Source organism: Mesorhizobium sp. M7A.F.Ca.CA.002.09.1.1 (assembly GCF_003998555.1).
GTDB lineage: Bacteria > Pseudomonadota > Alphaproteobacteria > Rhizobiales > Rhizobiaceae > Mesorhizobium > Mesorhizobium ciceri.
The window spans coordinates 1-2,083 of sequence record NZ_RZRR01000946.1 but is presented as its reverse complement, the minus strand read 5'-3'; the positions used below and the strand labels follow the sequence as shown (position 1 = coordinate 2,083).

Here is a 2,083-nt window from a genome sequence, read left to right as displayed (position 1 = left end):
GCTCTATCGCGAGGGCGAAGAACCGGGGCCGTCGGAGATCGACGAGCGTCGCGAGGAATTCTTCGTGCCGTACCATGCCGCCTTGCAGGCCGAGATCGGCCGGTTGCGCGGGCTACACGAAAAGATCGTGCTCTATGACTGCCACTCGATCCGTTCAGTGCTGCCGCGCCTGTTCGAAGGCACGCTGCCGGTTTTCAATCTCGGCACCAATGACGGCAGGAGCGCCGATCCGACGCTGCAGGCGATGGTCGGCAAGATCATGGCCGAAACCGGTGAAACCTTTGTCATCAACGGCCGCTTCAAGGGCGGCTGGATCACACGCCATTTCGGCCAGCCGCAACAAGGCGTGCACGCACTGCAGATGGAACTCTCCAACCGCATCTATATGCGCGAGCCCGATGGCAAGGGCACGCCGGACAATTGGCCGGTGCCCTATGACGCCGAGTTCGCAGCACCGATCCGCGCCACCCTGCGGAAAATCCTCGAGACCGCGACATCCTGGGCGCGTGTCTGACATCAGGTCCTTTATGGAGTGACGCCATGAACAATCCTCGCCACAACATCCGCGAAGTCCGCAGCCCGCGCGGCACCGAAATCAGCGCGCGCTCCTGGCTGACGGAAGCGCCGCTGCGCATGCTGATGAACAATCTCGACCCGGATGTTGCTGAAAATCCCAACGAACTGGTCGTCTATGGCGGCATCGGCCGGGCGGCGCGCACCTGGAACGATTTCGACCGCATCGTCGCCTCCTTGAGGACGCTGGCCGATGACGAGACTTTGCTGGTCCAGTCGGGCAAGCCGGTCGGCGTCTTCCGCACCCATCCGGACGCCCCGCGTGTGCTGATCGCCAACTCCAATTTGGTGCCGCACTGGGCGAATTGGGAAAAGTTCAACGAGCTCGATAAGAAGGGCCTCATGATGTACGGCCAGATGACGGCCGGCTCGTGGATCTACATCGGCACGCAAGGCATCGTGCAGGGCACCTACGAGACCTTCGTCGAGGCCGGTCGCCAGCACTACGGCGGCAATCTCAAGGGAAAATGGATCCTGACCGGCGGTCTCGGCGGCATGGGTGGCGCCCAGCCGCTCGCCGCCGTCATGGCCGGCGCCTGCTGTCTCGCCATCGAATGTAACCCGGACTCGATCGATTTTCGCCTGCGCACCCGCTACGTCGACGAGCGCGCCGAGACGCTCGACGAGGCGCTGGAAAAGATCGAACGCTGGACCAAGGCCGGCGAGGCGAAGTCGGTCGGCCTGCTTGGCAATACGGCCGAGATCGTCCCGGAGATGTTCAGGCGTGGCATTCGCCCCGATATGGTCACCGACCAGACCTCGGCGCATGATCCCATCAACGGCTATCTGCCGAAGGGCTGGACGATGGCCGAGTGGCGCGAGAAGCGCGTCAGCGACCCCAAGGCGGTCGAGAAGGCGGCCCGCGCTTCCATGCGCGAACATGTCGAGGCGATGGTGGCGTTCTGGAACGCCGGCGTGCCAACGCTCGACTATGGCAACAACATCCGCCAGGTGGCCAAGGAGGAGGGGTTCGAGAACGCCTTTGCCTTCCCCGGCTTCGTGCCGGCCTATATCCGTCCGCTGTTCTGCCGCGGCATCGGCCCCTTCCGCTGGGCAGCTCTGTCGGGCGATCCGGAAGACATCTACAAGACCGACGCCAAGGTGCGCGAACTGACGCCCGGCAACACCCATCTGCACAACTGGCTCGACATGGCACGCGAGCGCATCGCCTTCCAGGGCCTGCCGGCGCGCATCTGCTGGGTCGGCCTTGGCGACCGGCATCGGCTCGGCCTCGCCTTCAATGAAATGGTGGCCAAGGGTGAGTTGAAGGCGCCTGTCGTCATCGGTCGCGATCACCTCGATTCCGGCTCGGTCGCCTCGCCGAACCGCGAAACGGAATCGATGAAGGACGGATCGGACGCGGTATCCGACTGGCCGCTGCTCAACGCATTGCTCAACACGGCGTCCGGCGCCACCTGGGTGTCGCTGCACCATGGCGGCGGCGTCGGCATGGGTTTCTCGCAGCACGCCGGCATGGTCATCGTCGCCGACGGCACGCGCGAAGCCGCCA

2 protein-coding genes are annotated in these 2,083 nt (G+C 64.4%); both read left to right on the top strand.

Annotation, left to right across the window (positions count from 1 at the left end; translation table 11 throughout):
• Nucleotides 1-514 (top strand): N-formylglutamate amidohydrolase (locus EN994_RS28720; protein ID WP_206530520.1); only part of this gene is annotated, 514 nt, incomplete at its 5' end.
• Nucleotides 515-540: 26 nt separating this feature from the next.
• Nucleotides 541-2,083 (top strand): urocanate hydratase (gene hutU, locus EN994_RS28715; RefSeq protein WP_127308020.1); only part of this gene is annotated, 1,543 nt, incomplete at its 3' end.